The 16146-nt window shown below is 71.7% G+C and carries 16 protein-coding genes; 8 read left to right on the top strand and 8 right to left on the bottom strand.

Annotated features, from left to right (window positions below; all coding sequences use genetic code 11):
• Window positions 1-6: 6 nt before the first annotated feature.
• Complete coding sequence (locus CGL27_RS12310) at window positions 7-1029, bottom strand: phosphotransferase family protein (RefSeq protein ID WP_119986567.1); 1023 nt, start codon at window positions 1027-1029, stop codon at window positions 7-9.
• A gap of 164 nt (window positions 1030-1193) precedes the next feature.
• Complete coding sequence (locus CGL27_RS12305; protein ID WP_119986565.1) at window positions 1194-1598, bottom strand: helix-turn-helix domain-containing protein; 405 nt, start codon at window positions 1596-1598, stop codon at window positions 1194-1196.
• A gap of 118 nt (window positions 1599-1716) precedes the next feature.
• Here CGL27_RS12305 and CGL27_RS12300 point away from each other — a divergent pair, with 118 nt between their 5' ends.
• The 3 genes from CGL27_RS12300 to CGL27_RS12290 all read left to right on the top strand — a co-directional run bounded on the left by CGL27_RS12300 (window position 1717) and on the right by CGL27_RS12290 (window position 4748).
• Entirely contained in the window at window positions 1717-2370 is a 654-nt protein-coding gene (locus CGL27_RS12300; RefSeq protein WP_078640571.1) for an NAD(P)-binding domain-containing protein, read from the top strand.
• A gap of 111 nt (window positions 2371-2481) precedes the next feature.
• Window positions 2482-3408: an NADP-dependent oxidoreductase gene (locus CGL27_RS12295; protein ID WP_119986563.1), complete on the top strand. Its 927-nt coding sequence runs from the start codon at window positions 2482-2484 to the stop codon at window positions 3406-3408.
• A gap of 122 nt (window positions 3409-3530) precedes the next feature.
• A complete protein-coding gene (locus tag CGL27_RS12290) occupies window positions 3531-4748 on the top strand; it encodes a lipase (protein WP_119986562.1) in 1218 nt (405 codons plus the stop codon).
• A gap of 40 nt (window positions 4749-4788) precedes the next feature.
• Here the strand turns inward: CGL27_RS12290 and CGL27_RS12285 are convergent, their stop codons facing one another.
• The 4 genes from CGL27_RS12285 to CGL27_RS12270 all read right to left on the bottom strand — a co-directional run bounded on the left by CGL27_RS12285 (window position 4789) and on the right by CGL27_RS12270 (window position 6883).
• Window positions 4789-5127 carry a DUF202 domain-containing protein gene (locus tag CGL27_RS12285; RefSeq protein ID WP_119986560.1) on the bottom strand — a complete coding sequence of 113 codons (339 nt, stop codon included), beginning with the start codon at window positions 5125-5127 and terminating at the stop codon, window positions 4789-4791.
• An 18-nt stretch (window positions 5128-5145) separates the two neighbouring features.
• A complete protein-coding gene (locus tag CGL27_RS12280) occupies window positions 5146-5517 on the bottom strand; it encodes a DUF202 domain-containing protein (protein ID WP_119994362.1) in 372 nt (123 codons plus the stop codon).
• A 101-nt stretch (window positions 5518-5618) separates the two neighbouring features.
• A complete protein-coding gene (locus tag CGL27_RS12275; protein ID WP_078640568.1) occupies window positions 5619-6155 on the bottom strand; it encodes an NUDIX domain-containing protein in 537 nt (178 codons plus the stop codon).
• Between the two features lie 29 nt (window positions 6156-6184).
• Window positions 6185-6883 carry a hypothetical protein gene (locus tag CGL27_RS12270; protein WP_119986558.1) on the bottom strand — a complete coding sequence of 233 codons (699 nt, stop codon included), beginning with the start codon at window positions 6881-6883 and terminating at the stop codon, window positions 6185-6187.
• A gap of 274 nt (window positions 6884-7157) precedes the next feature.
• Here CGL27_RS12270 and CGL27_RS12265 point away from each other — a divergent pair, with 274 nt between their 5' ends.
• The 4 genes from CGL27_RS12265 (at window position 7158) to CGL27_RS12250 (ending at window position 11546) form a co-directional block, all read left to right on the top strand.
• Window positions 7158-8813: an FAD-binding dehydrogenase gene (locus CGL27_RS12265; protein WP_078640566.1), complete on the top strand. Its 1656-nt coding sequence runs from the start codon at window positions 7158-7160 to the stop codon at window positions 8811-8813.
• Window positions 8814-8981: 168 nt separating this feature from the next.
• A complete protein-coding gene (locus CGL27_RS12260; protein ID WP_119986557.1) occupies window positions 8982-9716 on the top strand; it encodes a molybdopterin-dependent oxidoreductase in 735 nt (244 codons plus the stop codon).
• Complete coding sequence (locus tag CGL27_RS12255) at window positions 9700-10374, top strand: cytochrome b/b6 domain-containing protein (RefSeq protein WP_237298797.1); 675 nt, start codon at window positions 9700-9702, stop codon at window positions 10372-10374. Before CGL27_RS12260 ends, CGL27_RS12255 begins: the two co-directional genes overlap by 17 nt.
• Before the next feature lie 218 nt (window positions 10375-10592).
• Complete coding sequence (locus CGL27_RS12250; RefSeq protein WP_240450971.1) at window positions 10593-11546, top strand: glycoside hydrolase family 6 protein; 954 nt, start codon at window positions 10593-10595, stop codon at window positions 11544-11546.
• A 173-nt stretch (window positions 11547-11719) separates the two neighbouring features.
• Here the strand turns inward: CGL27_RS12250 and CGL27_RS12245 are convergent, their stop codons facing one another.
• A complete protein-coding gene (locus CGL27_RS12245; RefSeq protein WP_119994361.1) occupies window positions 11720-12907 on the bottom strand; it encodes an IS701 family transposase in 1188 nt (395 codons plus the stop codon).
• Window positions 12908-13175: 268 nt separating this feature from the next.
• On the opposite strand from CGL27_RS12245, the gene CGL27_RS12240 reads away from it, so the two are divergent.
• Window positions 13176-14107, top strand: a protein-coding gene (locus tag CGL27_RS12240; protein WP_240450477.1) for an IS5 family transposase whose coding sequence is annotated in 2 segments (ribosomal slippage) — window positions 13176-13592 and window positions 13595-14107 — 930 coding nt in all. Because the reading frame shifts where the segments join, the coding sequence is not laid out codon by codon here.
• A 34-nt stretch (window positions 14108-14141) separates the two neighbouring features.
• Here the strand turns inward: CGL27_RS12240 and CGL27_RS12235 are convergent.
• Entirely contained in the window at window positions 14142-15995 is a 1854-nt protein-coding gene (locus CGL27_RS12235) for a cellulose synthase catalytic subunit (RefSeq protein ID WP_240450970.1), read from the bottom strand.
• Between the last annotated feature and the right edge of the window lie 151 nt (window positions 15996-16146).

Genomic DNA, 16146 nt, shown 5'->3' with positions numbered 1-16146 from the left:
ACGGGATCAGCTCTCCTCGAGGGTGGTGAGGCCGTGGTCGATGAAGGCGGGGACGATGTCGCCGATGCGGTCGAAGCCCGCGCCGACGGTCTGGCCGAGGGTGTAGCGGTAGTGGATGCCCTCGAGGATCACCGCGAGCTTGAAGTAGGCGAAGGCGGTGTACCAGGACACGCCGCTCACATCGCGTCCCGAACCCTCGGCATAGCGCTGGATCAGCTCGTCCGTGGCGGGGTGGCCGGGGGCGCCCTGGGTGGAGGAGATGGGGGAGTCGGCGAGATTCGGATGACCGCTGTACATCACGATCAGCCCGAGGTCGGTCAGCGGATCGCCGAGCGTGGACATCTCCCAGTCGAGGATCGCCGTGATCCGGTCGTCGGCGTCCACCAGGACGTTGTCCAGGCGGTAGTCGCCGTGGACGACCGTGGGCGTGGGGGAGGCCGGCAGCGCCTTGGCGAGCCGGGCGTGCAGCTCGTCGATCCCGGGCAGCTCACGGTTGCGCGAGGCCGCCAGCTGCTTGCCCCAGCGGCGAAGCTGCCGCTCCAGGAACCCCTCCGGACGCCCGAAGTCGCCGAGCCCGACCTCGGCCGGGTCCACGGAGTGCAGCGTCACGAGCGTGTCGACGAGGGAGAGGACGACCTCCCGGGTGCGCTCCGGGCCGATGCCGGCGAGCTGCTCGGCGGTGCGGTACGGGGTGCCCTCGACGAACTCCATGACGTAGAAGGGCGATCCGACCACCGAGTCGTCCTCGCACAGCAGCACCGGCTCGGGCACCGGCACGGCCGTCGGGTGCAGGGCGCTGATCACCCGGTGTTCCCGCGCCATGTCATGGGCGGTGGCGAGCACATGGCCCAGCGGCGGCCGGCGGACGACCCAGCGGGAGGTGCCGTCGGTGACGGTGTAGGTGAGATTCGAACGGCCGCCTTCGATCAGCTCGGCGCTCAGCGGCCCGCGCACCAGTCCCGCGCGTTCGCGGTCGAGGTGGGCGCGGAGCCGATCGAGGTCGAGCCCTGGGGGATTGCCTGCGTTCATCGAGCCTCTTCCTCGGTTTCCTCGGTCCTTCTTGGTACTGCTCACAGCCGCTCGGCCGGGGGAGCGGGCGAACCGTTCCGCATCATGATGCCGACCAGTCGGTATGTAGTCCAGTGGGTGTCCGTCGCCGGGCATATCGGGGCCGCGGCCCGGAGGGCTCGGAACTACTGCCCCCGCCCCCGCTCGGCCCGCTCCTCGGCCCGCCCCTGGGCCTCGACCACCGCGTCCCCGTACTCCACCGACCAGGCACCGAGCGCCTCGACCGGCCCCAGCAGGGTCTCCCCGAGCGGGGTCAGCGCGTACTCCACCCGGGGCGGCGCCTCCGCGTACCGGCGCCGCTCCACCAGCCCGCCGTCCTCCAGGCGGCGCAGGGTGTCGTTGAGCACTTTCGGGCTGATGCCGCCGATCGCCTCGCGCAGCTCGCCGGGGCGGCGCGGCCCCTCCCGCAGCCCGAAGATCACGACGGCGGTCCAGGTGCGGGCCAGCAGATCGAAGCCCAGCCGCGCCCGGCAGTCGGCGATGAATCCCTCCGGTGCGAGGGGCCGCGATGTCGTCGCCGGTTCACTCACTGATGGCCTCCTGACCTGCTGACCGCCGTCCTAGCGCATCCGTCGCACACCGTGCGGTGTGCGACGGACTTCCTAGTGTCCTTCCCCATCGACAGGCGAGAACGAGGAGGAGGCCGCGATGCGGATCGGAGTGCTGGGCACGGGCACGATGGCGGACGCGCTGGGGACCCAGTGGGCGCGGGCGGGGCATGAGCTGTTCATCGGCGGCCGCTCACGGCCGAAGGCGGCGGCGCTGGCCGCCCGGATCGGCCACGGCGCGCGGGCCGGGAGTCCGCGCGAGGCCGCCGGATTCGGGGATGTGACGCTGCTGGCGGTGGCGTACGACGGCGTCGAGGCGGCCCTGGAGGCGGCGGGCGCGGCCGAGGGCACGCTGAGCGGCCGGGCGCTGATCGACTGCACCAACGCGGTCGTCCCCGGGCGCTTCACCCTCGCCACCGACGGCGGCCCTGGCATGGCCGAGCGGATCGCCGCGCGGGCCGTGGGGGCACGGGTCGTGAAGGCGTTCTGCCACTGCTCGGACGCGGTGTGGCGGATGACCCCGCCGGTCTTCGCCGACGGGCCGCTGGCGGTCCCGCTGTGCGGGGACGACGAGGAGGCCCTGGAGGCCGTGCGCACGCTGGTGCGCGACATGGGCTGTGTACCGCTGGACGCCGGGGGCCTGGAGCGGGCCCGCCTGCTGGAGTCCACCGTCGCGTTTCTGCTCGGCTTCTGGTTCGGCGGGGTGGAGCCACGGGCCGCACTGCCGCCGCTGGCGGCACAGAGCCCGGCGTAGCGCCGGGGCAGTGGCCGGGGTGGTGCGGATTTGCGCCGGCGGTGGGGGAGCAGGAGCGTCGAAGGAGAGGAGCGGGACAAGGAGAACGTGAGAGCCGCGAGGAGCGCCACCATGAAGGCCATCACCTACCGCCGCTACGGCGGCCCCGAGATCCTGGAGTACGGGGAGCGGCCGGAGCCGAAGGTCGGCCCCGACTCCGTCCTGATCAGGGTCAGGGCCGCCAGCGTGAACCCCGTCGACTGGAAGGCGCAGGCCGGAAACCTCGAACCGTTCCTGGACGCGGTCTTCCCGGTGATCCCCGGCTGGGACGTCTCCGGGGTCGTGGAGCGGCCCGGCCCCGCGGTGACGGAGTTCCGGCCCGGTGACGAGGTGATCGGATACGTACGGGAGGACTTCCTCTCCCGGGGCACCTGCGCCGAGTATGTGGCGGCGCCCATCCGCACCCTCGCCCGCAAACCGCGGAACCTCTCCTTCACGCAGGCCGCAGGCATCCCGCTGGCGGGCCTGACGGCCTTCCAGTCGCTGGTGCGGGCGCTGAGGGTCGGCGAGGGCGACACCGTCCTGGTCCACGCGGCGGCGGGCGGGGTCGGCTCGATGGCGGTCCAGCTTGCCCGGCATATGGGCGCCCGGGTGATCGGTACCGCGGGCGAGCGCAACCACGAGTATCTGCGCGCGCTCGGCGCGGAGCCGACCACGTACGGGGAGGGGCTCGCCGAGCGGGTCCGCGCCCTCGCCCCGAACGGGGTGGACGCCGTGCTCGACCCGGTCGGCGGCGACGCGCTCGCCGTCTCCGCCGAACTCCTCGCCCCCGAAGGCCGCCTGGCCTCCATCGCCGATCCCGCCGTCCTCGGCCTCGGCGGCCACTACGTCTTCGTCCGCCCCGACCCCGACGACCTCCAGGACCTCACCGACCTCGCCGAGCGCGGCGCCCTCGGCGTCGAGGTCGCCGCGGTCTTCCCCCTCCGGAAGACGGCGGACGCCCAGCGTCTCAGCATGGAGGGTCACGTCAGGGGCAAGATCGCCATCGCGGTGGACTGAGCGACAGGGGTCACCGTCTTGGTGGCCCTGAGAAACCGGCCCGGACACCCCATGGAATGCCAGGGGGCGCCTCCGCCTCCCGGCCGAGGCGTGCTCGCGAACGCCCGGGCAGAGTCGGCCCTATGCGAATCCATACAGGTCTCACCACGTCGGCGGCCCTCGCCCTCGCGCTGATCGTCGGCGCGGGTACGGCCGCCTCCGCCGCCGGTCCGGCCGACCCCGTGCGCTTCGAACTGCCCGCACCGACGGGGCGGCATTCGGTCGGGGTGACCGAACTCCATCTCGTCGACCGGGCCCGGACCGACCCCTGGGTGACCGGCGGCAAGAGGGAGCTGATGGTCAGCGTCTGGTATCCGGCGCGTTCGGTGAGCGGGTACCCCCGCCAGCCTCATATGCCGCCCGGCACCGCCCGTGCCGTGGACGAGTCGGGCTCGTTCGGCCTGGCGGCTCCCGGGGAGGTGGACTGGGCCGCCACGCGGACCGACGCCGCCACCGCCGCCCCGGCGGACGACCACGCGCCCCGGCCGGTCGTGCTGTACTCGCCGGGCCTTGGGAGCACCCGCTCGCTGGGAACGTCCACGGCCGGGGAACTCGCCAGCCGCGGCTATGTGGTGGTCACCATGGACCACACTCATGAGACGTCCCCGGTCGAGTTCCCCGGCGGCCGGGTCGAGCTTCAAAAGGACCCCTTGACCGGTCCGGGGAAGCGCAAGCAGGCCATCGAGACCCGGGTGGGCGACACCCGCTTCGTGCTCGACCAGTTGGCCGTCCTGCGGGACGGCGGAAATCCCGATGCCGCGGGGCGTCGGCTGCCCCGCGGCCTGGGCAAGGCGCTCGATCTGACCCGGGTCGGCATGTACGGCCACTCGGCGGGGGGAATCACCGCGGCCGAGGCCATGCGCGTCGATGGCCGCATCGACGCGGGCATCGACATGGACGGCACGCTCAAATACAGCGGCACCGAATTCGTCCCGGCCGCGGTGGAAGGGCTGAACCGGCCCTTCATGCTCATGGGCAAGGCCAATCAGACCCACCTGAACCAGCCGTCCTGGCAGTCGCTCTGGGACCACTCGACCGGCTGGCAGCGCGACCTGAGCCTGGAACGGGGCGGCCACTTCAGCTACACCGACGCCCAGACGATCGTGCCCGCGCTGGACGACCGCCTGGACATCCCGGCGCAGCGGCGCGAGCAGGTCATCGGGACCGTGGTTCCCGGGCGCAGCACCGCCGCCCAGCGCGCCTACCTCCCCGCCTTCTTCGACCAGCACCTGCGGGGCCTGCCGCGAGACCTGCTGGACGGGCCGTCCCCCTCCCATCCCGACGTGCGCTTAGTCCAGTAGGCGCGACGGCCATGGGCGGGGGCCAGTAGGCGGCGCGGCCTCAGCGCAGCATCGCCGCCCCCAGAACGGCCAGGGCGAGGGTGCAGGCCACCGCGGCCACGGCCGCCCGCGGGGACAGGGCGGGCGGACGTGGCATGCGCATGGCCCGGATGCGGCGGTGGGCCAGTGCCAGGAAGGCCGGCCAGGCCACCACCACCAGGGCCAGGACCACGAGCGAGGCCGGGTCGATACCGCTGTGCAGGGTCTGCCGCCCCGCGAGCGAGGCGGCCACCGCGCACGCCAGCGTCGTACGCCGCCAGGCCAGCCGCGTCCGCTCCGGCTGGAGCCCGGGGTCCCGGTCCCGCGTTGGTGGTCCGTGCGTCCCCTTCCCGTCCAGCATCGCCTCACACCTCCCGGGTCACGCGCCCCACCCGAAGGCGGCCACGATCACCATCAGCAGCGCGACCACCCCGACCGCGAGCCCCAGCACCACCGGGAAGCGGGACATCGGCAGGTCCTCGCCCCGCCGCATGGCCCGCTCGCAGCGCACCCAGTGGCTGATGGCCCGCAGCGCGCACAGCGCGCCGCCCGCCAGCAGGATGAGCGCCAGCGCGAGCCGCAGCGGCCGGGCTGTCTCCGGGAGGAACTGGTCGACCGCGAATCCGCCGCCCACCAGCGCCATCGCGGTGCGCAGCCAGGCGAGAAAGGTCCGTTCGTTGGCGAGTGAGAAGCGGTAGTCGGGGGTGCCGCCCTCTTCCCGTAGCCGCTCGGGCGCGAACCACAGCCGTATGTCCGCCGCCGCCGAGGCGAGACCGCCGCCACGCGGCTCGGCAGGCTGCGCGGGCTCCGAAGGCCGCGGCGGCTCCGAAGGACCGGGCCCGGAGGATTCGGTCACGCTTCGACCCTCTCACGGCGCCACTCCATCAGCCGCCGGTACGCCTCCCGCCCGTCCGGCACCCACTCCCACTCGGGCAGCCGCCGGGTCAGCTCCTCCTCGGTGAGAAAGGCGTGCCAGGCGACCTCCTCGGCCTGCGGATCGACCGGCAGCTCGCAGCGCACCTCGTAGACCCGGCTCCACCAGGTGTGCTCGGGCGTCTCGTAGAGGAACGAGAACAGCGGTACGGGTGCGGGCAGCCCCCGCACCCCCAGCTCCTCCTCCGCCTCGCGCAGCGCCGCCTCGTCATAGCCCTCGCCCGCGCCGACGACCCCGCCGACGAACATGTCGTAGAGCGAGGGGAAGACCAGCTTCTCGGCGGTGCGGCGATGGACGAAGACGCGGCCCTGGGCGTCCCGGGCCTGGATGAAGACGCAGCGGTGCCGGAGCCGGTGGGCCATGGCGTCACCGCGTCGGGCCTGGCCCATCACGCGGTCCCGCTCGTCCACGATGTCGAGTAGTTCGTTGGCGGAAGGCGGTTCCTGATCAGGCATACCGCCATACAAGCAGATAGCGGGCGCGGTCAGCGCCGGTGGCCGCCGCCGTATCCGCCGCCGTAGTCGCCCCCGTGGCCGCCGCCATAGCCGCCGCCGTAGCCGTCCCCGTAACCGCCGCCCTGCCCCTGGCCCTGCCCCGGCGTGTACGGCCCGGAGCCGCCGCTCTCGCCGCGCTGCCGCTCCTGCTGCTGCTCGGCCCAGCGGTCGAACGCCTCCACCGCGTCCTGCCAGTCGTCGTACTCTCCCGGCCCCCGGGACGACCAGTCCGGCCAGGACGGCGTGGAGCGGCCCTTGCCGGACGACGGGGTCCGGGGCTTGTCCGGTGTGGTGTCGGCCGCCGGGGCCTGGGCCACAGGCTGGGCGGCGGGCGGCTGCGGCTTGGGCTTCTCGGCGCGCGCACCGCGCAGCGGGGTGTCGCCCACCGCGGCCTCGGCGTACGGGACGGCATGGCTCTCCGGCTCGTCCGGGACGGCCGTCGAGGTGTCGTGTCCGGAGGAGGCCGTCGCCTGACGGGCGTCCTTGCCCATGAGCATGAAGAGGGCGGTGGCGGCGCCGGTGGCGGACAGCAGAATCGCCCCGGCGGCGGCCTTACGGCGGTTGTCCACGGGGCGGCGGCGGGCGTGCCGGGGCCCGATCACCTCGCCGCGGAGCACCTGTGCCTCGTCCGCGGGTGGCCCGGCTTGGAGGGGCTGCGGGCCGGGGGTGACGAGCGTCGGGTTCACCACGCGACGTTCCACCTCGGGCGTCGGCCCTGAATGCTCAACGGAGCGGTCAGCCATGGTCGATGATGATGCACGGTTGGCCTAACCGTGTCCAATCTCGGTGAACGATTGTGACCTTTTGTTCTACGTCCAGGTTTCGCGGGGGGAGTTGGCGGTCGGGAAGCGGCCGGAAACCGCTCCCACACCTCGGGTTGACGCCGTACTGGGCGGTAGGCAGGATCGCGGTCATGACGCCGTCGGCGGGCGTCGGCGGGCTCACGAGAACGGACACCACACCATGGCGTACGACGCGGACGTGATCGTGGTCGGCGCGGGGCTCGCGGGCCTCGCCGCCACCGCCGAACTGGCCGACGCCGGCCGTAAGGTGATCCTGCTCGACCAGGAGCCCGAGCAGTCGCTCGGCGGCCAGGCCCACTGGTCCTTCGGCGGTCTCTTCCTCGTCGACTCACCCGAGCAGCGCCGCCTGCGCATCCGCGACAGCCATGAACTCGCCTGGCAGGACTGGCTGGGGACGGCCGGGTTCGACCGTGAGGAGGACCACTGGCCGCGCCGCTGGGCCGAGGCGTACGTGGACTTCGCGGCGGGCGAGAAGCGGTCCTGGCTGCACGCCCAGGGGCTGCGGCTGTTCCCGCTCGTCGGCTGGGCCGAGCGCGGCGGCTACGACGCGACCGGGCACGGCAACTCCGTGCCCCGCTTCCACATCACCTGGGGCACCGGCCCCGGTGTCGTGGCCCCCTTCGAGCGGCGGGTGCGGGCGGCGGCCGCGCGTGGCCTGGTCGAGCTGCGTTTCCGGCACCGGGTGACGGGGCTGGCCCGCAGCGCGGGCACGGTCGACACCGTCACCGGCGACATCCTGGAGCCCAGCGACGCCGAGCGCGGCTCCCCCAGCGGCCGCGAGGTCGCCGGGGCCTTCGAACTGCGCGCCCAAGCCGTGATCATCACCTCGGGTGGGATCGGCGGCAACCACGACCTGGTCCGCGCCAACTGGCCCGAGCGGCTGGGCTCCCCGCCCGAGCGGATGATCTCCGGGGTCCCGGCCCATGTGGACGGCCATATGCTCGGCATCGCCGAGGCGACCGGCGGCCGCATCATCAACCGCGACCGGATGTGGCACTACACCGAGGGCATCGAGAACTGGAACCCCATCTGGCCCCGGCACGGCATCCGCATCCTGCCCGGCCCGTCCTCCCTGTGGTTCGACGCGCGCGGCAAGCGGTTGCCGGTGCCGCTGTTCCCCGGCTTCGACACCCTCGGCACGCTCGAGCACATCATGCGGACCGGCTACGACTACACCTGGTTCGTGCTCACCCGGAAGATCATCGAGAAGGAGTTCGCGCTCTCCGGCTCCGAGCAGAACCCGGACCTCACCGGCAAGAGCGTCCGCGATGTGATCGGCCGCGGCCGGGCCGGTGTCCCGGGCCCGGTCCAGGCGTTCATGGACCACGGCGCGGACTTCATCGTGGAGCGGTCGCTGACGGGGCTGGTCCGGCGGATGAACGAGCTCACCAAGGAGCCGCTCATCGACGAGGAGGGGCTGCGGCGGGAGATCGTCGCCCGGGACCGCGAGATCGCCAACCCCTACACCAAGGACCTCCAGGTCACCGCCCTGCGCGGCACCCGCAAGTATGTGGCCGACCGGCTGATCCGCACCGCCGCCCCGCACCGCATCCTCGACCCCAAGGCGGGTCCGCTGATCGCCGTGCGCCTGAACATCCTGACCCGCAAGACGCTCGGCGGCCTCGAGACGGATCTCTCCTCCCGCGTCCTGACCGAGGGCGGCGAACCGCTGCCCGGCGTCTACGCGGCCGGGGAGGCGGCGGGCTTCGGCGGCGGGGGAGTGCACGGCTACCGCTCCCTGGAGGGCACCTTCCTGGGCGGCTGCCTCTTCTCGGGCCGTACGGCGGGGCGGGCGGCGGCCAAGGCGGTGGGGTAGGCCCGGCGCGCGGCGTGGGCCCGGCGCGTGGCGTGGACCTGGGGTGTGGCGTGGACCTGGCACGTGCCGTAGACCCCGCACGGCCACCGGGACCCGGAGTCTTACCGAAGTCTGACGAATCCCGGGCGGATCTGGCGCACCACCCCCGCCCGGTGCTCTTATCGACCCATGGACCCCAACACCGGTGCCGGATCCGACGGCCACGGCGCCCCCGTCGGCCGGCGCCTCGTCCTCGGCATGCTCGGCCTCGGCGCGGGTGCGATGGCCGCGGCCCCCTGGCTGCAGGGCCGCCTGGAGAGCGCCCTGGGCGCGGTGGCCGACAAGGACCCGACGGGGGTGACCGGACTCCTCCCCAACGGCGGGGGATTCCGCTACTACTCCGTCACCTCCTCCGTGCCCCACAAGGACGCGGGCGACTACCGCCTCACCGTCGACGGACTCGTCGACAAGCCCGCCGAGTACCGCCTCGCCGACCTGCGCGCGCTCCCGCAGACCCGCCTGGTCCGCGATGTCCAGTGCGTCACCGGCTGGCGGGTGCCCGAGACCCCGTTCGAGGGGGTGCGGCTGTCGACGCTGCTCGACGCCGCCGGGGTGGGTCCGCGGGCCAAGGCCGTCCGCTTCACCTGCTTCGACGGCGCGTACAGCGAGAGCCTGACCCTCGAGCAGGCGCGGCGCGCCGACGTCCTGGTCGCGCTGAAGCTGCGGGACAAGCCGTTGGGGCACTCCCACGGCGGGCCGGTGCGGCTGTATGTGGCGCCCATGTACTTCTACAAGTCGGCGAAATGGCTCTCCGGTATCACCGTCACCGACGAGGTGCGGCCCGGCTATTGGGAGGACCGGGGCTATGACGTCGACGCCTGGGTCGGTAAATCGAACGGACGCGACGATGACCCCACCGCCTGAGCGGGTGCGCCGGTTCAGCCTCGCCGAGCGCTGGATCCACCGCACCACGGCCCTCCTGCTGGGCGTGTGTGTGGTCAGCGCGGGCTGTCTCTATCTGCCCGAGCTCGCCGAGCTCGTCGGGCGGCGCGCCCTCGTCGTCACCGTGCATGAGTGGAGCGGCATCCTGACGCCGCTCCCGGCCCTGCTCGGACTCGTCTCCCGCGCCTTCCGCGCCGATCTCACCCGGCTCAACCGCTTCGGCCCGCACGACCGCCGCTGGCTGCGCGCGGCGCTGCGCCGCGACCACCGGCGACAGGAGCGCCCGGCGGGGAAGTTCAACGCCGGGCAGAAGCTGTACGCGGGGTATATCGCGGGCGCCGTGATGGTGATGGCGGGCACCGGGCTGCTGATGTGGTTCACCGGTCTGGCCCCGCTGGTGTGGCGTACCAGCGCCACCTTCGTCCACGACTGGCTGGCGCTGGCCATCGGCATCGTCCTGATCGGCCATATCGGCAAGGCGTTCGCCGATCCGGAGGCCCGGCGGGGGATGCGTACGGGCAGGGTCGAGCGGGCGTGGGCGGCCCGTGAGCATCCGCTGTGGCGGACGGACGAGGACGCCGCGGACGGCCACCAGGACGCGGGGCACGCCATCGGGGACCACGAACACCGTGTCCGCTGAGCCAGCGGCGACGCACCCACGTCCGCCGAACCAGCGGCCACGAACGCCGCGTACCGCTGGACCAATAGCCACGCGCCGCATCCGCTGAACCAGTGGCCACGAGCGCCACGTCCGCTGAACCAGTGACACCCGGTGCCATGATGCGTCGCATGCGCGAGAAAGGTGCAACAAAGACCGTTATGCGGCTTGCGACGCATGCCGCCCTATGCGCCGTGGCGATGCTTCCGCTGAGCGGCTGCCGCATGTTCGATGCCCCGCTGCGGCGGGGCGGGCTCTGGGTGAACCCGGACAGTCCGGCCGCCCGGCAGGTCCGTGAGCGGCAGGACGAGGGAAAGAACCGCGATGCCGCGCTCATCCGGCGGATCGCTCAGCAGCCGGTCGCGGAGTGGCTCGGCCCCGCGCCGCCCCGTGAACGGGTCCGCTTCATCACCGAATCCGCGGCGCGGAACGGGTCCACCCCGGTCCTGGTCGCCTATCACATCCCGTACCGCGACTGCGGACGGTACTCGGCGGGCGGAGCGCGGAGTGCTCGGGCGTACCGGCATTGGATCGAGCAGATCACCCTGGGCATCGGCGACCGCAAGGCGATCGTCGTCCTGGAACCCGACGCGGTGGCCCAGCTCGTCGACGGCTGCGTACCGGCCAGGCTGCGCACCGCCCGGCTGGCGATGCTCCGCGACGCGGTCGCCATGTTCGCCGCGCTGCCCCACGTGCGGGTGTACGTGGACGCGGGGAACCCGGGCTGGATCAAGAATCCCGACCGGCTGGTGCGGTCACTGCGCGAGGGCGGTATCGAGCAGGCGGACGGCTTCGCGCTGAACGTCTCCAACTTCCAGCCGACCCGGCCCACCAAGGCGTACGGCCACCGGCTCTCCGCCGCCCTCGACGGCGCCCACTTCGTCATCGACACCAGCCGGAACGGCAACGGCCCGCTGCGGCTTCGGGGCGCGGCCCGGCACGGTATCCGGGCCCGGGACTCCTGGTGCAACCCGCCGGGGCGGGCGCTGGGCGAGCGGCCCAGCACCACCACCGGGGACCCCCTCGTGGACGCCTACCTGTGGATCAAACGGCCCGGAGAGTCCGACGGAACCTGCAACGGCGGCCCTCCGGCAGGCCACTGGTGGACCGAGTACGCGCTCGACCTGGCCCGTAACGCCCCCCGCCGCCACTAGTACTCCAGCAGCGTTTCGCTATCTGGCCTGGTCAGGGGTGTCGTCCGGAGTGTAGTGGGCTGGTGGTGTGTCAGGGGCGGTCTTGCCGGAGTGCCCCTCCAACGAGTGGAGTCGTCGCCGGTAGTGGCAGTGGCGGGCGACGAGCTGGCGCCTGCGGCGCCAGCGTGACCAGTTCAGCATGTGCGCGCGAAGCGACCGGTCGGGTCGGCGGTTCCCGGTGAGGCGAGGCGCCAGGAGCCGCCGGACTTCTGCCACGGTGAGCGGAGCCAGGGGGCCGGAAGCGTTTCTGCACCCCCCTTTGCTCCCGCGTCGGCCGCCATGACCGCGAGGTAGGCATGGGCAAGCATGGCCAGGGTGATGTGCCGGTACCAGCCGATGTAACGGCGGACCTCGTACTGGTCCAGGCCGCACTCGTTCTTCGCGGCCTGGAAGCACTCCTCGATCTGCCAGCGCATCCCGGCGATCCGCACCAGGTCGGCCACCGCGGCCTCCCGTGGGGCGTAGGCGAGGAAATACGCGATCTGCTCGGGCTTGCTGGGACTGCGGCGGGCCAGTGCCCACCGCCGACGGACGGGAACATCGCCCTGGTAGTCGAACTCGGCCACCGTGGGCAATTCCAGTGCCGCCCAGTGGTAGAGCCGCGGCCCCTTGGCCCCGTCGCCGCACGAGATCGGCTCCCATGCCTCCACGGGGGCCTGAGCGAAGAGGTGGTCGATGCGCGGGCCGAAGACCTGCTGGGACTTGGGCACTGCGAGCACATAGCCGAGACCGGACTGCTCCAGCAGACGGCGGAAGCGTCCCTCTTGCCCGTAGGCGGCGTCCGCGGCCACCCAGGCGAGGGGGAGATCGGAGGCCAGGGCACGCAGTACGAGGCGCTTGGCCAGCTCTCCCTTGGTGGCGAAGCCGCGTTCGTCGGGGACTTTCGCCGCCCGGCAGCGCTCGCGGTCGTCCGTCCACGACCTGGGCAAGTACAGCTCCCGGTCCACCAACGCCCGTCCGGTGCTGGTGGCGTAGGCGGCGAAGACACCGATCTGGCAGTTCTCGGTGCGGCCGGCGGTGCCGGAGTATTGGCGCTGCACTCCGGCCGAGGTGGTGCCCTTCTTGATGAAGCCGGTGTCATCGATGACGAGCACCCCGCCGTCATCGCCGAGGTGCCTGGCGACATATGACTGCAGGTCGTCGCGGACGTCGGCGGCGTTCCAGGTTGCTCCATTCAGCAACCGCTGGAGGCCATCGGGGGTGCGATGCCCGGCGAACTCGGCCAGTTGCCAGCCGTTCTTGCGGCCGACAGGGGCGAGCAGGCCCCGCACATAGTCCCGCATCCGGCGCCGCAGGTCGGCACGGCCAAACCGGTGGCCGATGCAGAGGAAGAGGTCGTCGAGTTCTCGTTCCCAGGCCGCGTCCGCATGTTCGTCGATCACGTTGGGAGGCTGTCCGTATCACAGCCCGGCCATTTCCCCGATCCACTCGTTGGAGGGGCACTCCGGCAAGACCGCCCCTGACACACCACCAGCCCACTACACTCCGGACGACACCCCTGACCAGGCCAGATAGCGAAACGCTGCTGGAGTACTAGGGCTTGTCCGGCCGATCATGTGACTACTCGCCGTCCGGGTCGTTGATGTGGACATGGGGCGGGGTGACTTGAGCGATGCTGAGTGGGAACGGCTGCGGCCGTTCCTGCCGGTCAGCAATAGGCGTTGTGGCCGGTGGAGGGATCACAGGCAGGTGATCGACGGGATTCTGCACCGGGTGCGGACTGGTGTGCAGTGGCGTGACCTGCCGGAACGGTTCGGGCCGTGGAAGACGGTCTATGAACGGCACCGGCTGTGGTCGGCGGACGGGACGTGGGAACGTCTGCTGCAGCAGGTCCAGGCTGCGGCTGACGCGGCGGGTGAGATCGACTGGGACATCTCGGTGGACTCCACCATTGTTCGCGCTCATCAGCACGCGGCCGGCGCCCGGACCGATCCGCCGCCGATCCCGGCATCAAAGGGGGCCGAGCAAGCAGAACACCAGGGCGAAACAGCGTGGCAGAGCCTGCATGCCCGCCTGGTGGAGGTGGTGCAGGAAGTGAGGGCCTGGGCCGCTCGCGGGGCGGGTTCACCAGCAAACTCCACCTGAGCGCCGACGGCCGGTGCCGCCCGCTGTCCCTCATCGTCACACCAGGCCAGCGGGCGGACTGCACCCAGTTCACGAAGGTGCTGGACAAGATCCGCGTTCCTAAGCTCGGCCCGGGCAGGCCCCGCAAGGGGCCTGACAGCCTCGCCGCGGACAAGGCCTATAGCAACGGACCCATCCGCAAGTACCTGCGACGCCGGGGAATCCGGCACACCATCCCGGAGAAGGCTGACACCCAGGCCGCCCGCCTGCGCAAAGGCTCACGCGGCGGACGGCCACCCGGCTTCGATGAAGAGCGGTACAAGAAACGCAACACCATCGAACGAGCCATCAACCGACTCAAGCAGCACCGGGCCGTGGCCACCAGATACGACAAGCGCGGCTACGTCTTCCTCGGCACAGCCACCGCAGCAGCACTCGCCATCTGGCTCAGAACATGATCGACCGGACAAGCCCTAGCCGCCCAGCCGCCGGTCACAGCGCGCAGACCGGCGCCTTTTCCTTGTCCTCGTTCTTGCTCTTGTTCTTCTTGTTCTTCGCCTTCGGGACCGCACAGGGGCTGGCCGCGTCGCGCGCCGTCGGCACCGTTCCGCGCGCCGGGCGCTTCCGGCCGCGGCGCAGCAGCCCCACCGACCAGATCGCCACCGGCGCCAGACACAGCGCGAGGGCGAGCGCCGCCCAGGTCCGCATCACCACATGGGCGTGGCCCAGGAAGAACGAGGCGACCAGAGAGGAGCCGAACACCCCGGCCCACAGCAGATGGATACGGAACGTGGAGAGCCGGTCCGGGCTGGACGAGTCGCCCTTGGGCGTGACCACGAACCGGCTGGTGCGGCGCAGCGCCGCGTCGCACAGCGACTTGGCGTAGATCGGGGCCGACAGCGCCGAGAGCAGCATCCCGGCCAGCCCGCCGGAGCCCTCCGGCTCATGCGGGGAGACGTTGTGCCGCCGGTTCCAGATGTACAGCCCGATCTGCAGCATGGCCGCGTCGCTGTAGAGCATCATCCACATCTCGGCGGGGATGTGGATCCCGGCCGCGCCCAGCACCAGGAACAGCGCACACGACAGCGCGGAGAGGATCCAGTTGAGTGCGGTCATCGGGTAGTACGCGATCATCAGCGAGTAGTTGAGCAGCTTGCCGGGCGACAGGGTGAACGGGCCCTTCCAGAACTGCTTGAGCACGGTCTCGTAGGTGCCCCGGCTCCACCGCATCTGCTGGGTGAAGAAGTCCGTCCAGGTGCTCGGCCCCTCGCCGACCGCGAGCACATCGGGGGTGTAGACCGAGCGCCACTTCTTGCGCGTGGCGGGGTTGCGGTGGCGGTGCAGCTCGAAGCCGGTGGCCATGTCCTCGGTGATCGAGTCGTACAGCCCGCCGATCGAGCGCAGCGCGCTGATCCGCACCGCGTTGTTGGTGCCCACGAACATCGGGCCGCCATAGGCGTTTCCCGCCCGCTGGATCAGCGCGTGGAAAAGGAACTGCTGGCTTTCGGCGGCCTTGGTGACCGGGGTGTCGTAATTCCCGTAGACCTGCGGACCGACGACAAAGGCGATATCCGGATCCCGGAAGTAACCCAGCATGCGCTCCAGGAAGTTGGGCAGCGGCACATGGTCGGTATCCACACACGCCATGAATTCGTACGCGTCGCCATGGGCGTCCAGCCAGGCGTTGTAATTCCCGTGCTTGGTCCTCGCCCGGAAAGCGCCCTTCGGCTGATTCCACTTCTCGATGCCCTTGCGGGAGAAATGCCGTACGCCCAGTCGTGCGCACAGCGCCTTGACCTCCTCGTCGTCCCCCTCGTCCAGCAGCCATACGTCCAGCGGCCCGGTGTGCCGGATCCGCACCGCCCCCTCCAGCGTGGCCCGGACCATCGCGATCGGCTCCTTGCCGGGCACGAAGCTGGTCAGGAACGCCACCCGGGTCCCCGGCTCGGCCACCACCGGCACCGGATCCCGCGCCACCAGCGTCGCATGGGCGTTGGAGACGACCGTGAACAGGCGAAAGCCCTCGATCAGCGCGATCGAGACCAGCATCGCGAGGTCCGCCGCCCGCTGCCACCACGGCGCATAGTCGCGCTCCAGCCAGTGATCGGGGTGCAGCAGCCACAGCAGCAGCAGCGCCGAGCACACCGGCGCCGCGCACAGCAGCAGCGCGGCACGGATCCGGTGCGGCTCCTGCGCCAGCAGACTCCGGCAGCGCACCCGGTAGGGGCGGTCCGTGGGGGCGTTGGTCAGCGGGCCCGCCAGCTCGCTGTACCGCTTGTACTCGTACACCGAGGCGGAACGGTGGTGCGGGACGCGGGAATCCGACGCGGTACGCGCGGGCGGCATCCCGGCGGATACGGTGTGTGCGGTGGCTTTCCGGGGGGAATCTCTGACGGGGGTCGGTGCAGACATCTGGGCACTCCCGCGGGGCTGGCTCGAACCGAATGGCGCGCCGCGATGACCCATACGGGCCATATTCTTCAGGTCATCGCGCGAG

The organism is Streptomyces sp. 11-1-2, from assembly GCF_003595545.1.
Taxonomy (GTDB): Bacteria; Actinomycetota; Actinomycetes; order Streptomycetales; family Streptomycetaceae; genus Streptomyces; species Streptomyces hygroscopicus_B.
The sequence above is the reverse complement of the archived record's forward strand: the minus strand, read 5'-3'. Positions and strand labels throughout refer to the sequence as shown.

What these genes read in the sequence shown, in the direction of transcription:
- CGL27_RS12265 (WP_078640566.1), top strand. Translation starts at nt 7,158, where the DNA reads ATGGCGTACGACGCGGACGTGATCGTGGTCGGCGCGGGGCTCGCGGGC.
- CGL27_RS12295 (WP_119986563.1), top strand. Translation starts at nt 2,482, where the DNA reads ATGAAGGCCATCACCTACCGCCGCTACGGCGGCCCCGAGATCCTGGAG.
- CGL27_RS12235 (WP_240450970.1), bottom strand. Translation starts at nt 15,995, where the DNA reads ATGCCGCCCGCGCGTACCGCGTCGGATTCCCGCGTCCCGCACCACCGT.
- CGL27_RS12310 (WP_119986567.1), bottom strand. Translation starts at nt 1,029, where the DNA reads ATGAACGCAGGCAATCCCCCAGGGCTCGACCTCGATCGGCTCCGCGCC.
- CGL27_RS12290 (WP_119986562.1), top strand. Translation starts at nt 3,531, where the DNA reads ATGCGAATCCATACAGGTCTCACCACGTCGGCGGCCCTCGCCCTCGCG.
- CGL27_RS12300 (WP_078640571.1), top strand. Translation starts at nt 1,717, where the DNA reads ATGCGGATCGGAGTGCTGGGCACGGGCACGATGGCGGACGCGCTGGGG.
- CGL27_RS12260 (WP_119986557.1), top strand. Translation starts at nt 8,982, where the DNA reads ATGGACCCCAACACCGGTGCCGGATCCGACGGCCACGGCGCCCCCGTC.
- CGL27_RS12250 (WP_240450971.1), top strand. Translation starts at nt 10,593, where the DNA reads ATGCTTCCGCTGAGCGGCTGCCGCATGTTCGATGCCCCGCTGCGGCGG.
- CGL27_RS12255 (WP_237298797.1), top strand. Translation starts at nt 9,700, where the DNA reads ATGACCCCACCGCCTGAGCGGGTGCGCCGGTTCAGCCTCGCCGAGCGC.
- CGL27_RS12285 (WP_119986560.1), bottom strand. Translation starts at nt 5,127, where the DNA reads ATGCTGGACGGGAAGGGGACGCACGGACCACCAACGCGGGACCGGGAC.
- CGL27_RS12275 (WP_078640568.1), bottom strand. Translation starts at nt 6,155, where the DNA reads ATGCCTGATCAGGAACCGCCTTCCGCCAACGAACTACTCGACATCGTG.